Annotated in this window: 11 protein-coding genes and 1 tRNA gene; 3 read left to right on the top strand and 9 right to left on the bottom strand. The window is 43.5% G+C overall.

From position 1 onward, the window contains the following. Window positions 1-468 precede the first annotated feature (468 nt). From cmk to AB4Z08_RS29860, 5 genes are all read right to left on the bottom strand, one after another. Window positions 469-1158 carry a (d)CMP kinase gene (gene cmk, locus AB4Z08_RS29840; protein ID WP_441577448.1) on the bottom strand — a complete coding sequence of 230 codons (690 nt, stop codon included), beginning with the start codon at window positions 1156-1158 and terminating at the stop codon, window positions 469-471. Between the two features lie 181 nt (window positions 1159-1339). Continuing rightward, on the bottom strand, window positions 1340-2911 hold the full coding sequence (locus AB4Z08_RS29845) for a T9SS type A sorting domain-containing protein (RefSeq protein WP_441577449.1): 1572 nt from the start codon (window positions 2909-2911) through the stop codon (window positions 1340-1342). Window positions 2912-2920: 9 nt separating this feature from the next. Further along, complete coding sequence (locus AB4Z08_RS29850; protein WP_441577450.1) at window positions 2921-4951, bottom strand: hypothetical protein; 2031 nt, start codon at window positions 4949-4951, stop codon at window positions 2921-2923. Between the two features lie 77 nt (window positions 4952-5028). Next, window positions 5029-6828: a hypothetical protein gene (locus tag AB4Z08_RS29855; protein ID WP_441577451.1), complete on the bottom strand. Its 1800-nt coding sequence runs from the start codon at window positions 6826-6828 to the stop codon at window positions 5029-5031. Between the two features lie 480 nt (window positions 6829-7308). Then, window positions 7309-9843, bottom strand: a complete 2535-nt coding sequence (locus AB4Z08_RS29860; RefSeq protein ID WP_331958085.1) for an ATP-dependent Clp protease ATP-binding subunit — start codon at window positions 9841-9843, stop codon at window positions 7309-7311. Between the two features lie 299 nt (window positions 9844-10142). On the opposite strand from AB4Z08_RS29860, the gene AB4Z08_RS29865 reads away from it, so the two are divergent. Further along, the gene (locus AB4Z08_RS29865; RefSeq protein ID WP_441577452.1) at window positions 10143-10517 is read left to right on the top strand and encodes an STAS domain-containing protein; all 375 of its coding nucleotides are present in this window, start codon (window positions 10143-10145) and stop codon (window positions 10515-10517) included. 84 nt (window positions 10518-10601) lie between these two features. Then, window positions 10602-11510: a ribonuclease Z gene (locus AB4Z08_RS29870; RefSeq protein WP_441577453.1), complete on the top strand. Its 909-nt coding sequence runs from the start codon at window positions 10602-10604 to the stop codon at window positions 11508-11510. A 70-nt stretch (window positions 11511-11580) separates the two neighbouring features. On the opposite strand, the gene dapA is transcribed toward AB4Z08_RS29870, so the two are convergent. Continuing rightward, window positions 11581-12456, bottom strand: a complete 876-nt coding sequence (gene dapA / locus AB4Z08_RS29875) for a 4-hydroxy-tetrahydrodipicolinate synthase (protein ID WP_441577454.1) — start codon at window positions 12454-12456, stop codon at window positions 11581-11583. Window positions 12457-12536: 80 nt separating this feature from the next. Then, window positions 12537-13490: an acetyl-CoA carboxylase carboxyltransferase subunit alpha gene (locus AB4Z08_RS29880; RefSeq protein ID WP_441577455.1), complete on the bottom strand. Its 954-nt coding sequence runs from the start codon at window positions 13488-13490 to the stop codon at window positions 12537-12539. A gap of 171 nt (window positions 13491-13661) precedes the next feature. Between AB4Z08_RS29880 and AB4Z08_RS29885 the strand changes: the two genes are divergently transcribed. Continuing rightward, a tRNA-Asp gene (locus tag AB4Z08_RS29885) sits at window positions 13662-13735 on the top strand. A 104-nt stretch (window positions 13736-13839) separates the two neighbouring features. Here the strand turns inward: AB4Z08_RS29885 and AB4Z08_RS29890 are convergent. Together AB4Z08_RS29890 and AB4Z08_RS29895 are read right to left on the bottom strand one after the other, a co-directional pair. Continuing rightward, window positions 13840-14808 carry an ISAon1 family transposase gene (locus AB4Z08_RS29890; protein WP_441577477.1) on the bottom strand — a complete coding sequence of 323 codons (969 nt, stop codon included), beginning with the start codon at window positions 14806-14808 and terminating at the stop codon, window positions 13840-13842. 7 nt (window positions 14809-14815) lie between these two features. Continuing rightward, window positions 14816-15169: an ISAon1 family transposase N-terminal region protein gene (locus AB4Z08_RS29895; RefSeq protein ID WP_441577456.1), complete on the bottom strand. Its 354-nt coding sequence runs from the start codon at window positions 15167-15169 to the stop codon at window positions 14816-14818. Window positions 15170-16131: the final 962 nt, after the last annotated feature.

Genomic DNA, 16131 nt, shown 5'->3' on the forward strand with positions numbered 1-16131 from the left:
GAATACACCTACTGAAAATATGGGATAGCAATGGCGTGCCACGCCATCCCACATTACCTTTAATGCCTGAAAGCAGTGGTGACACTACAACAGGCTGAATTTTATATAATAGCAATTTATAATCGGTTAATAGCAAAGGGTCCTTGTGGATATAGCTAGGATAAGACCTTTCCGGAAGCACGATATATGATAACGCATCTTACGCACATTTTCTATTGTCTTATTCAGTCGGTTCAATAACACAAATGTCGTTGGCACAGAATGACTTACTATACAAAAATTACCTAAGCAGCATTTCTCAGGGAGGATAAGGTTGGGTATGCAAAAAGCGTCAACAAAGAGACATCAATTGGCATGCAAATAAAATTCTACTGGAAATTCGGGAGGATGTGGGAAAAATTATCGGGTTGGCAGCATACAGCTACACAACAAATGTATAAAAGAGTTTTAATAAAAGAAAATAATATTTTATGAGGAGTGCGCCATAATCGCATCTTCTACCCATTGCATCACCAGTTGCAGTTGGTCTTCCAGGTTTAAGTGGCTGTTATCCAGGATAATAGCATCTTCTGCTTTTCGCAGTGGACTTATTTCGCGGTTGGCATCTATATAATCTCTTAATTCGAGGTTTTGTTTTACTTCTTCAAGAGTAATATTCTTGTTTTTTTCGTACAATTCTTTAAAACGGCGCTGTACGCGGATGGCTATTTCAGCAGTCATAAAGATCTTGAGTTCTGCATGTGGGAATACTACTGTTCCAATATCACGGCCATCCATTACGATACCTTTGCGTGTACCCATTTTCTTTTGCTGTGCTACTGCAAAGTCGCGGACTTCTTTTACAGCAGCTACCTCACTCACTTTTTCTGCCACCACCATTTCCCGGATCAGGTGTTCCACATTCTCATTATTCAGGTACATTTCGCATAACCCTGTCAGGGAGTTGGGTACAAAATCCAGGTGTACATCTTTCAATGCAGCGGCTACGGCCTCATGAGAAAGCCAGTCGATACGGTTTTGAATAAAATAAAGGGTTACAGCACGATACATAGCACCACTGTCTATATAGGTATAGTCCAGTCTTTTAGCCAATTGCTTGGCTAAAGTGCTTTTGCCACATGAAGAGTAGCCATCTATCGTGATGATTATTTTTTTCAAAACTATCTGTTTAAATGAATCGTCTATAGGGAAGAACCCTACAAAATTGAGGCAAATCGGTGAGAAAAACAAGGAGAATTACGAATTACGAATTATGAATTACGGATTTGTGGGGAAATAACAGCAAATGTTACGCTGTCTTCACACAAATCCGTAATTCATAATTCGTAATTCGTAATTTTTATTGGGTGACGATCACCTTACAGGTATAGCGTACTTTCATTGTGTCTTTCTGATAGATGACCAGGAAATACGCGCCGGAAGGCAGGTCAGAGATATTAATATCTTTATCTCCTTTCACATCATACTTCCGTATTACCTGGCTCCATACATCATGCAATTCCATCTGCATATCTCCGCGGATACCGCGGATCTTCACCGTGAAGCGGCCGTTGTTCGGGTTCGGGAATACGTTTATTTGTACAAATGGTGGTACCGCGCGTACTTCGGAATAGGTGACTTTGCCGTTCCTTCCTACTGCCTTAATGCGATAATAGGTCCAGTCGTCATAGTCATTCGGATCCTGATAGGTATAGCTGAGCGGTACGCTGCTATTGCCATTGAATGCTTTTGTGGGAATAGTCGTTATCTTACTGAATGACTCTTCTCTTTCATAGCGGCGTTCCACTTCAAACACTGCATTATATATTTCCTTGCTGGTAGTCCAGTCCAGCTGCACCATTAACGGCGCAATTCTGTATGCTTCGAAGCTCAGGAACATGACTGGTTTGGCCGAGCCAAACAAAGTTGTTTTCGCAAAAAATTCATTGCTGCCCAATGCGGTAAAATGTCGCAGGTGCATAGTAGCAGGGCTGGTCATCGGATTGGTCGTTAAAGTACCTGCCAATGGCTTGTTAGGAATAAACGGTACGTTGTCCCATACTCCTGCCACGAAGCGCGTAATGAAGCTGCTATCGCGATAGGTGGCATAAGCCGGTAACTCGTCTACATCCATATGTTGCAGGATAACATCTACTTCTCCCCCACTATTATCTTCCCGGCGGATATTCCAGGTTTTATTCACCACGCTGTCGGGGTAAGACTGACCACCGGCGGCCACTGTAAATACACTGTCGTATACTCTTGCTCCAATCATATCAATACTACCTGTCATCAATACAGCGGCTGGCGCATAACTATTATCATCTGTTCCTATGGGGAATACCACTTTACCGGCGGCATTATTGACGCCTGCGCGGTACAGCAATCCTCCAGCGATTCCTTTACCTGTTACTACATAGCGGTAGTCAGAATAGCCAGTAATAGTGCCTGGTGTTTTTTCTCCTACCTGCAGGTTCCAGCCATTAAGATAAAGGCGGCCACTATTAAAATGCAGGTTATTCCTGATTTTAAGATCACTGAGGTCGTCCAGTAACAGCCCGGATGTATTGTTCAGCTGCAGGTTAGGAAAGCTGGTACCTGTTTTAGTGATGAAGCTATAACCGCCGAATACTTTTTGTTGACCTGAAGTAGTACCAGAAAAACTGAAGGTACCACCAGTGCCGGAAACACCATCTGCACTTTCGTCCGGTAGCGTAGATCCGTTTCCGTTAGTCCATAATTTACTGAGGAAATAAAACGTGGTATTAGGATTTGAACCGAGGATACCATTGTTGGTCATATCAGCGAAGATGCCTACGTTGGTATTGCCGGAGAGCCATACGGTGGCTCCGGAAGGGATGTAGACGCCCTGTTGGGCGGAGGTAAATCCAACCAGAAATAAAAGAGATAATATAAGAAGTAGCTTCTTCAACAATATTTTTTATTGGATTACGGTAATATCGAAACGTCTGGTACCCAAAGCAAATGCAGTTGCGGCAGTATTGACGAAAATAGCCGTCACTACATTATCCGCACTTACTCTTGAAGATATCAGACGTAAAGTAAATGGAAAATCAAACCTGGGGTTTATAATAACATTCCCTCCAAATGATGCGTCCACACCTGTAACATTGAATGTTACTATTGTTGTTGCAGTACCACTGGCAGGAATAGAGGCAGTGTTTGAAAGAATATTTATTGCTCTATATACTCCATTTAATACCGTACCACCATTTCCCAATTTTGCCGTACCGTTAACATCCAGCAAAGCTGCAGGCGTACTTGTTCCTACTCCCACATTTCCTCCATTCTGAAGAAACAACCGGTAGTCCGCTACATTCGTTTCCACGAAGTTCAATCCTCCACCCAATATGTTCCAGTGCCATTTAGGAACACCTGCGGCATCTTCGAATGCCAATACATCATTCCCATTCGCACGTATAATCAATGGGTGGCCATTAAATTTAGTCGCACCATTCAATAAAGTTAGTGTGAACGCAGAAAAATCTGTCCCGCCACTTTCTGCGGCAGTTTGTCCTCTTGACCCTCTGAAAAGTTCTTTATTATTATATTTCACCACCATATCAACAGCATTCGTTGTTCCCAGGAACTGTGTGGCAGTGGCTGCGTTACCACCTGTTAACCAGTTGGTGGTAGCGGGGTTATCTGTTACGATCACATCGCCGGTGCTATTGATGGAAAGTACCTTAGAGGTAGCAGATGTAGGCGTAGCTGTTGCCAAATTTGTTAAACGAAGTCCGGAAGTGCTGTTGGAAAACGGCGCCGATGTAGACGGGGGGCCAGCAATTTCCACTTTGTTCACGGGTGTATTGGTACCCACTCCCAGTAATGACTTGGTGCCATCCCAAAATAACTGCGCATTATTTTCGGAAAACACATCACCTGTTCCCAGATAAGGAATAGATCCTGGTGTTAACCCTTTTACAGTAAGTGTTCCGCCAATTACGCCGTTGCCGGATATATTAAAGTTTGATGTTGCCTGTGTAATAGTTGTATTCTGAATATAGTTGCTCAGCGTTGGTATATCGGCCGGAGCAAGTACGCGGAAAGTTGGCGTCGCTGCACCTCCCGTTGCCGGGCCTGCAAAAACAAGATTTGCATTTTGTGCATTCAGTGAAGCCGTTAACGTTCCTGAAGAAGTAACGGTTGGTGTAGTGACATTGAATATAGATGGCAGGGATAATCCTACAGAAGTAACCCCGGCGGCTGAAGCTGGCTTTGGTGTCCAGTTGCCACTGGTGAAGGTAAGCAGATCACCTTCATTAGGAACAGTGGTTAATATGCTTTTCCCCTGAATCTGATTGGCATTCCAGAGTGCAGCGCCATTGTTGGCTGTAATGGTCCAGGTTCTGTTCTGTGAAAGATCATTTCCAGCGGGAAGTGCCGTTACAGAAGCGATACCGGTTCCCGCTGCGAGGGATAATGTTCTGCTGGGATCCACATATGATAACGCAACGTTAGTCCATTTACTGGTAGCGGACTGGTATTGGAGTAGTTGTTTATCTGCCGGCGCAGTAATGGCTACATCGGAGAGCTGGGTGATAGCATAATCTCCATTTGCCGGCGTCACATTTCCGGTGCGTGTATTGAAGCTTGTTACGCCGGTGTTGCTGATGGTATTACCTGTAATACCAATACCGGTGCCTGCTGTCAGGATAGAAAAATCTATTTTTTCCCAACCGGTTGTTTTCTTAAGGTATAGTGCTTTATCATCTGTTATATATACCAGCATTCCTTCAGCAGCGTTATACAAAGCACCGCCGGCAAGGATCTGCGCCTTTATAATACGGGGGAGCAAAAATCCTTGTTTATCGCTTTTTAATTCCAGCAATGCGTTTTTATCAAGCAGGGTAGGATTAGTACCCAGCTTTAATTGCTGTGCCAACAATTGCTGATTGCTTAAACAGAACAACATCGCAGCACATACCTTTACAAGCCCTTGCAGCTTCATACATCATCATTTAAGTAAGCACAAAAAGAGGTGAAACGGCTACGGTTATACGTAGCCGTTTCAAATACTGTTCAACCTTATTTCTTAATAATGTACCAGGTATCAACACCGTTTGATTGTACGGTGATGAAGGTCCAGTCATTGTAGATGTCAACGGAGTTACCGTCTTCAATGAACTGTCCTGCTGTTGCTTTTACAGTTACGGCGTTATTAAGATTATTGGTAGCATCAGCGGCTACTTTCTTGATGGTGTATATACGTCCTTTTGCGCCAGCAGCACTTGGTAAAGTAAGGGTTACGGCAGCAGTATTTTTTACGATCAGGGTGTAATCACTTGCATCTATGGTGTAGGCAGTTCCTGTTACTTCTTTAATAGACATAGATACAGAACCAGCTACCTGTAAAGTGGAGTTGGCTGCATTTGTAGTGTCACCAATTATTACGGTTGATTTCACGGCTACATCATTGGCAAATCTTTTATTGCCGGCGAATGATTGGGAAGCATTGCTTACGAGACCACCTATTACGGATGGATCGGCCTGCGGAACGCTTACGGTTACTACATTCGTGCTACTATTCTTATCCACTTTCAGATCTGTACCAGCGTGATTTTGCGTAAAGGTCATCTCAGTGAACAGCGACAGGGGAAGTTTTTTGCTCACCACTTCATTGGAACTATTCAGCAACAATAAAGTACTGTCTAAGGCTCCACCTGGAACTACGCCACCCAGTTTAGGAATACCGGTTACTTCCAGCGGACCTGTAACTTTAGTAGCACCAGTGATGTTTGCACCACCTGTTGTAATAGTTAAAGTGTTATCCAGTTTAGTAGTGTTAAGTACATGGAATGTACCGGTTACGTCAGCATCACCTGTAACGTTAGTATTGCCGGTAATATTTGTCACGCCAGTAATATTTGCACCGCCGGTTGTGATAACCAGACCATTGCTACCTGTAATTTTTCCGGCAAATGTTTTATCGCCACCGAAAGTTTGCAGTCCTGTAGAAACACCACCTGGATGTGTAGCATCAGCTGCATTTAAGGCGATCGTAGGATTGGTACCGGTATTGTCTATTGTTAAACCGTTTGCATTTGAAGTATTGCTGAAGGCGGCTACCTGAAGTGACTTGGCAGCGGCATCACTAAATGTTTTCCAGTCAGCTTTGGTGAGTAAACCTACTCCCTTGGTACCATCCTGGGTAGCAATACTCAGGGTATGTGTACTGCTGGTACCAGCTACGTTAACATCAGTGAATTTATAATCTGTACCGTTATCGGTGTTGACAACATGATTCAGTTCAGCAGAAGCATTGATCATGAAGTTGGAGAAAGCTGCCTTCGTGAGTGTCCGTTTGGAAACAAGTCCGGTTCCATCAACGATTACCGCATCTACCAGTGTATTGGTGGCATCCGGGGCAATTCCACTCAATGTAACTTTGTTGCTGAGTGTTACATTACCATCATCAATTCTGATCCCTTCCTTGTTATTAGCCTTCATGATGAAGGGGAAATTGTTGGTACTTCCAATAAACTGTGTAGCGGCGTTTGTGAGGGCGTTACCCAGTATATCCCAGGAAGAGGCTTTTGTGGCCATTCTTTCCCACTTGTTATTATGTCTTACATAGAAACCCTCATTTCCAGAAGCCGTCCAGTAGATAATCATCCCGTCCGGAGGATTCAGTGAGGTCATCAGGGTAGTATCTGCTATGCGGGGTAACAGTAAACCTTGCTTATCAGATTCCAGTTCCAGTATAGCTGATTTTTGAATAGAGGTAGGATTCTTACCTACTTTCAACTGTGCGTTTGCCTGTGTGGCAACAAGGCCTACACCACCTATTAGCATAACGCGAGCTACATTACGTAGAGATTTTCTCATAGATATAAGGATAAATAGTTTGTTCAAATACACCTCCGGCACTGTCATTAGCCGGTGTGAAGGATATAAGGATAAATTGCTAAAAATTTCGAGGTATTAGGATTCAGTCAAGTCTGCCTAAGTCTATTCTAATTAATATTAAAAAAACTAAATTGTTTCTTTTTAGAAAATATTAAATTATATAGATTATATAAATTACATACTGCAAATGTGACATATTATATCTTTTTAAAAAATGACATGATAATACCATTTTTAATATTGATTATTGAATGATAGTCAAGGGTGAGTTAACCAAATACCGGGTGAGTACTGATGGCATAAAAGACACTTAATGGAGTGGATATATAAGGTGATGTGAGGTATAGAACAAATGGTTACATATTATAGGGTCGTTAACATGTTCATGTTATAAAAAACAAAAAGCCCGTCAGCGGTAAAGTTACCTTGACGGGCTAGTTTTATTTTTCGGCGTACTATTTACGCTTCTGATTTTTCTGACTTACTCTTGGAAGAGTTGTTCTTTAAAGTGAAGATCAGCTTTTGATTTTCTTTATCCAGGTCTGCTACGAGAATATCACCATCATGAATATTCATGTTGAGGATTTCCTCTGCCAAAGGATCTTCCAGGTATTTCTGGATGGCTCTGTGCAGTGGTCTGGCGCCGAACTGCTGGTCGTAACCTTTATCTGCCAGGAAGCCTTTGGCTTCGTCTGTCAGTTCCAGGCTGAATCCGAGGTTGTTCAGGCGTTTCAGTACACTTTTCATTGTAATGTCAATGATAGTGTAGATATGTTCCTTCGCGAGGGAGTTGAAGATGATAACATCATCGATCCTGTTCAGGAATTCAGGAGAGAAGGTACGTTTCAGTGCTTTTTCGATTACTGACTTGGTATTCTCTTCTTCATTTACGGCTCTTGCGCTGGTAGTGAAACCAACACCTGCGCCGAAATCTTTCAGCTGACGGGCTCCGATATTGGAGGTCATGATGATGAGGGTATTTTTGAAATCCACTTTACGGCCAAGGCCATCGGTGAGGATACCATCATCCAGTACCTGCAACAGGAGGTTATAAATATCCGGATGTGCTTTTTCGATTTCATCCAGGAGGATTACGGAGTATGGTTTGCGGCGAACCTTTTCGGTCAGCTGTCCACCTTCTTCGTATCCAACATATCCCGGAGGAGCACCAATGAGGCGGCTTACAGAGAATTTCTCCATGTATTCACTCATATCGATGCGGATCAGCGCTTCGTCAGAGTCGAACATGTAGCGGGCCAGTGATTTGGCGAGCTCTGTTTTACCTACCCCGGTAGGGCCGAGGAATATGAAAGTACCGATTGGTTTTTTAGGATCTTTCAGACCTACGCGGTTACGCTGTATGGCTTTGGTGACTTTGCTGATAGCTTCGTCCTGTCCAACCACTGCGCCCTTAAGATCTTCACCCATGCGGCGTAACTTCTCAGTTTCGGCCTGTACCATCCTTTTAACAGGGATACCGGTCATCATGCTGACAACTTCCGCGATAGCTTCTTCATCAATCGGGTAGCGTTTATGCTTCACTTCTTCTTCCCACATGGCTTTGGCGCGTTCCAGGTCTTCACCCAGTTTCTTTTCTGTATCGCGCAAAGCAGCGGCTTCTTCGAAGCGTTGGCTTTTAACTACTTTATTTTTTTCCTGTTTAATGTCTTCAATCTGCTTTTCAAGATCGAGGATATTTTGCGGAACATTGATGTTTTTCAGGTGAACGCGTGCGCCTACCTCATCGAGTACGTCAATCGCCTTGTCTGGCAGGAGACGGTCGGTCATGTAGCGGTCGCTCAGTTTCACGCAGGCATCAATGGCTGCATCGGTATAGCTTACATTATGGTATTCTTCATAACGTTGCTTGATGTTATTGAGGATCAGGATGGTTTCATCCACGCTGGGTGGTTCTACCATTACCTTTTGGAAACGACGGTCGAGTGCGCCATCTTTTTCGATGTACATGCGGTACTCATCGAGGGTAGAGGCTCCGATGCATTGGAGTTCGCCCCTGGCGAGTGCAGGTTTAAAGATGTTGGAAGCGTCCAGGGATCCTGAAGCGCCACCAGCGCCCACGATTGTATGAATTTCATCGATAAACAGGATGACATCTCTGTTTTTCTCGAGTTCATTCATGATGGCCTTCATTCTTTCTTCGAACTGGCCACGGTATTTGGTACCGGCCACCAGGGCAGCAAGGTCGAGGCTTACCACGCGCTTATCGAAAAGCACGCGGGAAACTTTACGCTGCACGATACGCAGCGCCAAACCTTCCACGATGGCGGTTTTACCCACACCGGGTTCACCAATAAGAATCGGATTGTTCTTTTTACGGCGGGAAAGTATCTGGGATACCCTTTCAATTTCCTGCTCGCGGCCAACAATCGGGTCTAAGCTGCCACTTTCGGCCAGCTTGGTAATATCTCTACCAAAGTTATCCAGTACGGGCGTTTTGGATTTGGTATTTGTCTGTTTGGCTTTGGATGCGTAACTCTTTCTCTCGTCCTCAAACTCTTCTTCGCCCGGATCATCAAATTCTGATTTAGGGTCCGCAGATTTTACAAAGCCCAGTTCGTTTTTAAAAGTATCGTAGTCCACGTCAAATTGTTGTAAGATTTGTGTACAAACGTTTTCCTTATTCTTAAGTATAGAAAGCATGAGGTGTTCCGTTTCCACCGTAGCACTTTTTAATGCTTTAGCTTCTAATACGGTAACACGTATCACTTTTTCTGCCTGTCTGGTAAGCGGGAGGCTATTGATGTTAGCGATATTCTTTCCGGTCTTATCTTTTACAGCCAGTTCTACTTCCTTGCGTAACTCATACAGATCTACGTTCAAAGCCTGCAGAATCTTTACGGCCGTGCCCTCGCCTTCTCGAATAATACCTAACAGCAGGTGTTCAGTACCTATGAAGTCATTTCCCAGGCGTAAAGCTTCCTCTCTGCTGAACGAAATGATCTCCTTAACTTGCGGTGAAAAATTCTGGTCCATTGTGAGATTATTAAATTATCAAAAACCCTTACGGGGGCTTGCTTATACAATAATAACGAATAATTCTGACTTAAGATTACCACGTTATCTGTCGGAATGAAGTTATTCCTTTTTTAAACTTAAACAACTTACACTTTAATAGTATAAGAATTATTTTTGCGGTGATGCGGGTACGTTCGTTTAAAAATATCTACGAAGAAATGGAGGTTTTTGTTTCAATCTCTTGCGGTTATATTTTATAGGCGGGTTCCCTCTGTTCAAAATTTATTTTTACTAAAGTATAAAACAACGTCCAACGCATGAAATTCAAAATTGATACCAAAGAAAAAATAGTCGTTTTTTGTCCGGAAGAAGTCGCCCTGGATGCTAATTTGTCAGATGACTTCATTACCACTGCTACCACATTACCGGAATTAAACGGGCGCAATCTCATACTGGATATGACATTAGTAGAAAAAACCGATGAAAAAGGAGTTGAAGCCATTTTAACAGTATACCAGTATATGTATGACAATAAACTTTCCTGTGCATTAACCGGTCTTAACAACACCTTAACAGCTGCGTTGAAAGAAGCAGGTGATGATATGTTAAATATAGCGCCTACGATGGCCGAAGCGATAGATCTGATCATGATGGAAGAGCTGGAAAGAGAATTATTGGAAGGAATGGAATAGAAAAACGCTTTTAGACGTTAGCTTTGGGCCTTCAGGCAATGCAGCGGACTAAGAGTTAAAAGCTAACGGCTAAACGATAAATACATGTTTGCAGTAACAATATTAGGTAACAACTCAGCTATCCCTACCCTGGACAGGCACCCCACGGCCCAGGTAGTTACCTGCAACGAACAGTTGCTGCTGGTAGATTGCGGAGAAGGAACACAATTACAGATTGCCAAATACAGGATTAAGCGCAGTAAGCTGAGATATATTTTCATCAGTCATCTTCACGGAGATCATTATTTTGGATTAATAGGTTTGCTGAACACCCTCAGTCTCATGGGACGTACTGATCCGCTCAGCGTATATGCGCCACCGGAGCTGGAGCAGATTATCCAGTTGCAGCTGGATTGTTCGGGCACTGTTTTAAAATTTGAATTGTCTTTTGTGCCGCTTCAACCCGGATATAGCGGTATCATACTGGAGGATAAGGACTTGCGTGTAAGCTGTTTCCCTACCCAGCACAGGATTTCCTGCTTCGGATTTTCATTTGAGTTACAGAAAAGGAAGCGGAAGTTGATTCCCGAACAGGCAAGGGCGTATGAAATTCCTGCTGCTTATTTCAGCAAATTACAGGATGGAGCTGATTATCAGCGGAAAGATGGCTCCGTTGTTAAAAACGACTGGGTGACCGTTCCTCCCCCACCGGGGAAAAGATATGTGTACTGTGCAGATACTATTTACGATATAAACCTGCTACCATGGCTGAAAGATGCGGACATGATGTATCATGAGACCACCTATTTGCATGATTTGCAGGAACGGGCAGCAGAGCGTTATCACAGCACCTCTGTGCAGGCAGCCTCCCTGGCGGCAGCGGCCGAAGTAAAGCAACTGCTTATCGGGCATTTTTCTTCCAAATACACCGAATTACAACCTTTCCTGGATGAATCCAGGCCCGTTTTTGAGAATACCTCCATTGCAGAGGAAGGCGTAACCTATATGATTTAGCCCTTGGCTTTTAGTAATAAAAAGAGGGAAGATGATATGATATCATCTTCCCTCTTTTACTATTTAGAAGCTAGTAGCTCTTCAGATATGCTGCCATCCTGCTGTACAGTTCATCCGTAACAGGCAATACAGGGAGACGGAAATTATTTCCGCATATGCCTGCATGGTGCAGGAAAGCTTTAATACCAGCCGGATTATTTTCTGAGAACATCAGTTCAAATCCTTCAAGCATTTTGTTATTGAGGATACGTGCTGCCGGGTAATCGTTTACCAGTGCGGCGTGTACCATGCTGGAGAAGTCGGTAGCAAAATAATTGGCTGCTACAGAAATGACGCCGTCCATACCGCAGGCCAGTTGGGCCAGTGCGAGACCATCATCACCACTGATCACCAGGAAGTCCTTTGGTTTGTCGCGGATAATCTGCATGCACTGCATCATATCGCCGGAAGCTTCCTTCATGGCAATGATATTTTCTACTTCATGCGCGAGGCGCAGGGTAGTTTCAGCCGTCATGTTACGACCGGTGCGTCCGGGCACATTATACAGGATAATGGGCTTAGGAGAGGCGGCAGCAATGGTTTTATAATGCTGAAATATTCCTTCCTGGGTAGGTTTGCTGTAATACGGCGCTACGCTGAGTACTGCTGCAGCTTCGTCCAGTGGACATTTTTCCAGCCGTTTCACTACATCCCGGGTATTATAATCACCAATCCCAATCACTACAGGCACCCGCTTCGACACCTTTTCGAAAGTGAATTTTATCAAATCCAGCTTTTCATCTGCAGAAAGAGTAGGTGTTTCACCGGTTGTGCCTAAAGACACAACATAGTTAACGCCGCCATCGATCACGTAGTTGATCAACTTTTCCAAAGCATTCCAATCGATGCTTTCATCTGCTTTAAAGGGTGTTACCAATGCCACCCCGGTGCCTTTTAGTTGTTCCATATTGTGTTTACGGGAAAATAAAAATTTCGAATTCCGAAGGCCGAAATTCGAAATTTTTATTGTGATCTCTAAATATTTTTTTATTTCTCTTCGTAAAAGCCCATGCGGGAGAACTTATCAATACGTTGTTCAATGCGGGTATCGGGATCAATTTTCTTTAATTCTGCCAGTGTTTCCTTGATACGCACTTTTAATAAATGGGCCATTTCATCGGGGTTTACATGCGCTCCACCGAGTGGTTCACGAACAATTCCGTCTACCAGGCCAAACTGGCTCATATAATCAGAGGTAAGTTTCAGTTCTTCCGCTGCTTTTTCCTTAAAGTTCCAGCTACGCCAGAGGATTGTAGAGCAGTTTTCGGGAGAAATAACGGTATACCAGCTGTTTTCCAGCATAAATACCCTGTCGCCGATGCCAATGCCTAACGCGCCACCGGATGCACCTTCGCCTATTATAATGCAGATTACGGGTACACGGAGTTTGACCATTTCAAAGAGATTCCGGGCAATAGCTTCTGCCTGGCCTCTTTCTTCTGCTTCCAGGCCGGGATAAGCACCGGGAGTATCAATGAGGGTAACTACCGGCTTATTGAATCTTTCGGCCAGTTTCATGAGGCGGAGGGCTTTGCGGTAACCTTCCGGGTTAGCCATACCGAAGTTTCTAAGCTGACGCATTTTGGTGTTTACGCCTTTTTGTTGGCCAATAAACATGACTGTTTCACCATCCAGGTCGGCAAAACCGCCTACCATGGCCTTATCGTCTTTTACATTCCGGTCGCCATGCAGTTCCGTAAAGTTGGTACACATCTTTTCGATGTACGCCAGCGTATAGGGCCTATCCGGATGACGGCTCAGCTGTACACGCTGAAAGGGGGTGAGGTGGCCATAGATATTCTGACGGGTATCAACGATTTTCTGTTCATACTCGCTCACGGTAGCAGATACATCTACGCCTGATTTTTCACCATTTTCCTTCAGCTTCTCCAGCTGCTCATATAAGTCAGCGATAGGTTTCTCGAAATCCAGGAATTGCATAATTTGATTAAATTGGTTAAAGATCGGGTGTAAAGATAATGCTGAAAATATTTTTTAAAAAAGATTTGCTTAATTGGGAACTTTGTTGCTATCTTTGCAATCCCAAAACGGAACAACACAACGAATTGGGAGACAGAAAGATAGGAAGTTTTTAGTACTATTTTTTGGAACGGATCGGTAGTTCAGTTGGTTAGAATGCCGCCCTGTCACGGCGGAGGTCGCGGGTTCGAGTCCCGTCCGGTCCGCAAAATCTCGAAGAAACCCGCTCAATGAGCGGGTTTTTCTATTTTAGTCGATTTCCCTTTAATTTTCTCGGATCAAGTTGAAAACTTGGGGGATAGTATAAATTTTAAGCATAGAGTTTAGTTAATCTGTAAAGAAAGAATTCTACATCCCGTACCCCTCTCAGGGCGTTTCTAAAGGACTTTATTTTTGCATTAAAAGACTCGGCGGCGGCATTTGTGGCTCTGTTGTTGAAGAAGTTGAGAATACCCAGATAATGAGTTCTGATAGTCCTGGCAACGGTTTTGAAGGATAATATACCAGCTTGTTCTACGTCATTATACCACAGGGCCAGTTTTTTAAACGCCTCTTCCTTGCACTTACACTGCCTGTAAACCTCGCCCAGTCGCAGAGATAGTTGATAAGATTTATGGATAAGGGGATAATGACTAAATAAAAGTTCGGCTCTCTGCTGCTGTTCTCTGGTCCATAGTCTGGGATGTTTAAACAGCAAATATCTGCTTCTGGCTAGCAGCTGCTTGGCCGTGTCGCCATTGGGGAGTCTGACTGGTTCATACTTCACTGCTGCCCGTTTGGCTTGCTCATACTCCTGATTTTCCTGTTCCAGCGCCTCCCAGCGATGCTTTATTCTTATTTCCTGCACTGCGTCAAAAGCCAGGTGTTGCACATGGAAGCGATCTATCACCCTATAGGCGTTGGTGAAGCATGCTTTAACAGCACTATTAAGGCTACCAGACATATCTATCGTAACTTCTTGTACTCTCTGACGCAGCCGTTTAGGAATTTTAAACAGTATTTCTTTCAGAAATTCAGACTGGGTACCCTTAATCATAGCCACTATTGAGCCTTTGCGCCCTTTAGCCAGCTTATTAGTAACGATTGTATATAATTCTCCACTGGAAAAGGCTGTCTCATCTATACTTAAAGCGGTGCCAATGTTTTGTTCAAAAACCATCCATTCAGCAGCATGTTCTTTCTGCTCCCAACTGGAAAAATCGCTTAGATGGTGTTTGTATTGCTGGCCGAGTTGTTTCCCGTCAACTCCGTAGATATGGCCAAGCTGAACAGGGCTGATAGGATGATTATCTAAGTAATCCTTTTAAAAAATAACCGAATTCCAATGTCATTCGCGTTCCCTTTTTCACTATTTCCCAATCTCTTGTTACGGTTTCTCCGGTGGCTACGACCTCCCACCGACGGCGCTTTACATATAAAGTGACCTTCTTTCTGCGGATAGGAAAATCCTGAACGGCAACGGGAGGAAGGAAGTCTTTGGTGTGAAGTTTTTTATGCTGATGCTCAGCTGGAGCAATATTCTTTTCTTCTAAATAAATACTTATTTCAGTCTCATTTTGAGAAGCATCAGTTATCTCGAAATAGTATAAAATCCCTTCTGGTAGCAGCGCCTCGATCAGAAGGCTAAAATTCTTATCCACGGCTATCAATCTTAATTGGACGCAAAAAAACTATTTTTTATGCTATCCCCCAAGTTTTCAACTTGATCCATTTTCTCTCCTACGATCTTATGCGACCTTAATATCAGGTTAAAAGCCTGCCAGCTGCCCGAAAGCCTGCATCACGGATATTTTAGAAGGAATTTTATCTTCGTTGTCTCTAAATACGCTTTAAAAATATAGTGCATTAAGAACCCCCATCATTATAGTCAGCATTGCCTTTTCATTATGTAGACTCCGTCTATGCTATGCTTAGCATCCGCTATGCACATATAGAAGCCCTGCAGGAAAGGTGGACTTGATGTGGGGATGAGGTGGACTTGATACGAGGATGAGGTGGACTTGATGCGAGGGTGAGGTGGACTTGATGTGGGGATGAGGTGGACTTGATACGGGGGTGACTACCGGATGTACTACCGAATTAGAAGACGAATGGAGGTCAGAACTGGCTATAGCAGTGGATTCAGCACCAAATTGTGGCTGCGGAAAGAAATATGCGAATAAAAAGAAGCAGGTATAAAGGGTTTATTCATCAAAATATCTCCAGGGGGCAAGATGGCTTTATTCCAGTTGAATGACAGATGGATATGTATGTATAGGTAAGGTCAGGAGGCAATTTGAAAAAAAGATATTCCCCAGGTTTTCAACTTGATCCAGCAGCAGCCTCCCCATAAACCCAAAGCAACCCGAATAAAAGCAATTTCGGGATTTCATTGTGTATTGAAAGGCAACTTTTGAAACTATCGTTTTTAGGCTGCTTTGCACATGATGATGGATGACACGCAATTGCAGCAGAAATAAAGATATTTAGCCTGGCATTATCCTTCCATATATTGCTATCTGAAAGCTGCGGCCTGATATTAACCCTGAACATATAACTTTAAAAATGGAGGCCTACATCCCTCCAGACAATGACCTTATCTGTGTTAATTAATAAACCCTAT

Origin of the sequence: Chitinophaga sp. RAB17 (assembly GCF_052114225.1) — a bacterium.
In the GTDB taxonomy this organism is placed as follows: Bacteria; Bacteroidota; Bacteroidia; order Chitinophagales; family Chitinophagaceae; genus Chitinophaga.